Raw genomic sequence first — 2,537 nt, 5'->3', positions numbered from 1 at the left:
AAGAATGGCCGCATCACGGCCTGCCGATTCCCGGGGCCTCAGCAGGCCGAGTGACCTGCGACGTTAAAGGCCAAGCTCAGGAAGAAGGGAGCTCAGACCTCGCAGTGCAGCTACCTGGAAGTCACGCAGCTGGCTCCGGGGCTACTGGTGCCGTGGGAGAGCCTGTGCCTTCTGCGCCGAAAGAGTCTTGTAGACGGTACCGGCGAGGTCGGGCAGCGTGTCCCCTTCGCCAACGGCGCTGTTGACAGCAATGGCGATGATCATGCCAGTCTTCGGGAAGTACATGTGCAGCACCCGGTTTCCAAAAGTGGCCCCCTCATAGGCCCAGACCGTCCCGGCCACAGGATGGACGAACTTCACGACACCGAGCCCGAAACCGATGGGATCGTCGGCCGTGACGCTCTTGATGGGCTTACTCGTCTTCGCCGAGACCAGGGACTCCAGCTCGCGCTGCTGCGCTGAGGGCAGCAGTCGACCGCTGTACAGCGCCCTGTCCCAAGCCGTCATGTCTCTCAGTGAACTCACCAGGCCACCCGCCCCCTGCGCCCAGGACAGGCGGAGCCGAGGAAGTGACTTGTTGAGATGCTTCGGCAGGACGGAATGGGTGGAGTACGGTGTCGGCATGCGCGAGGCCGTGTCCGGAGGGCAGTCCGGGGGGAGGCAGGTGTCGTTCATTCCGAGAGGTTCGATGATGCGCTCGGCGAGCCGCTCATGGTAAGTATCGTGCGACGCTCGTTCGACAATCATCTGCGCGAGGAGGTAGTTCGTATTCGAGTACTCGTACTTCGCGGGACCCAGTGGCAGGCCCTCCACATAGGACATCAGGCGCTCCAGCGTGAAGCGCGTGGAGGGATTGGCGTCGAAATCCTTCAGGAACGCATTCTGCTCGGTGTAGCTGGGGATGCCGCTGGTCATCGACAGCAGTTGCTTGATGGTGACATCGCGCCACGCCGGATACTGGGGAAGCCACTTTCCCAGCTTGTCCCGTATGGACAGCTGTCCTTCGGCCTCCAGTTGAAGCAGCAGCACGGACGTGAACGCCTTGGTGTTGCTGCCTATCTGCCACAGCGCCTTGCTGTTCACCGGTCGACCACCGCCGTAGCGGGACGTCCCCGCATCGACCGAGATATCAGGTCGCTGATCGGCATAGGTCACCCGAAGGGAGACCGCTGAGAAATGATCCTTAGTGCCCTGAGCGTCCAGATATTTCTCGAGGTCACTTCGCAGTGACGCGGTGGCACTGCGAACGGATGGCTCCACCACTGCGTGCGCGACGGCCGGCCCACTTCCCGACACCATCATCCCCGAAACAATCGCCGCGGTGACCGTCGCCAGGGCCACGAGGCGCTTCCCTTGCTGACCACCCCGCCGACGAAGCCTGTACCTCATTGTCGCTATTCCTCCATCGAATCGAACAGAACTGGGAACGACGATCACGCTACGCGGTGGAGGCACGGCAGGTAATGGGGGTAACCCCTGCTTGGTAGTGGTGCTGACCCCCTGAGTGAGGCCAAGTACAGCTTCGAAGGCAGCCATCTGCCCGTCGGAAGAGGAGAGACCGCGACGGTCATTGACTCATCACTGAGGTGCGACAACTGACTCCTCAGAAGACATAGAGCCCTTTAGCTCTGGTGGATCTCGTGTTTCAGGAACCTCCCTATGCGATTGTCAAGCCGCGGACGCGGCTGGTTGTGCGGCTTAGGGCGTTTTCAGAAGTGGATCTTGATGTGTCAAGATCCACTTCATGGGGAGGCACGGTCTGACGAATGCGCAGTGGGCGAAGCTGGAGCCCCTGCTCCCTGCTGGGAAGAAGTCCGGACGACCGCCGGTACACACCAAGCGGCAACTGATAGACGGCATACGCTGGCGCACCCGCGCCGGTGCTCCGTGGCGGGACGTGCCCGAGCGGTACGGCCCATGGGGGACGGTGTACGGACTGTTCCGCCGTTGGCAGCGGGACGGCACCTGGCACCGCATCTTCGGGCAACTGCAGGCCCGGGCCGATGCCGAGGGACTGATCACCTGGGACGTCTCGGTGGACTCCACCATCGCCCGCGCCCACCAGCATGCGGCCGGTGCCCGCAAAAAGGGGATCTGCAGATCGAGCCGCCCGGTGGTCTGTTCACCGAGCCGGACGACCACGGTCTCGGACGCTCCCGGGGTGGGCTGACCACCAAGTTGCACCTGGCGGTCGAGCAGGCCCAGAAGCCGATGTCGCTGGTGATCACGGCCGGACAGCGCGGTGACTCCCCGCAGTTCCAGGTGGTCCTGGGCCGTATCCGGGTGCCTCGGCTCGGGCCGGGCCGTCCGCGTACCCGGCCGGACAAGGTTCGCGCCGACAAGGCGTACGGCTCCCGCGCGAACCGCGCTTACCTGCGCAAGCGCGGCATCCGCTGCACGATCCCGGAGAAGCGCGACCAGACCGCCAACCGCAAGAAGCGCGGTTCCTGCGGTGGCCGGCCACCGCAGTTCGACGCTGCCGACTACAAAGAGCGCCACGCGGTGGAGTGCGGAATCAATCGCCTCAAGCGCCACCG

General features: G+C 63.9%; 3 protein-coding genes. 2 read left to right on the top strand and 1 reads right to left on the bottom strand.

From position 1 onward, the window contains the following. Positions 1-141 precede the first annotated feature (141 nt). Positions 142-1,341, bottom strand: a complete 1,200-nt coding sequence (locus ACFYOY_RS49070; RefSeq protein ID WP_351906655.1) for a serine hydrolase domain-containing protein — start codon at positions 1,339-1,341, stop codon at positions 142-144. Positions 1,342-1,744: 403 nt separating this feature from the next. Here ACFYOY_RS49070 and ACFYOY_RS49065 point away from each other — a divergent pair, with 403 nt between their 5' ends. Together ACFYOY_RS49065 and ACFYOY_RS49060 are read left to right on the top strand one after the other, a co-directional pair. Beyond that, positions 1,745-2,170 (top strand): IS5 family transposase, encoded by a 426-nt coding sequence (locus tag ACFYOY_RS49065; RefSeq protein ID WP_351906652.1) that lies wholly within the window; start codon positions 1,745-1,747, stop codon positions 2,168-2,170. 8 nt (positions 2,171-2,178) lie between these two features. After that, the coding region (locus ACFYOY_RS49060) for a transposase (protein WP_351906649.1) at positions 2,179-2,537 on the top strand (359 nt) is incomplete at its 3' end.

It is taken from the genome of Streptomyces sp. NPDC007875, from assembly GCF_042868035.1.
GTDB lineage: Bacteria > Actinomycetota > Actinomycetes > Streptomycetales > Streptomycetaceae > Streptomyces > Streptomyces antimycoticus.
This window is presented reverse-complemented; position numbering and strand designations above follow the sequence as displayed.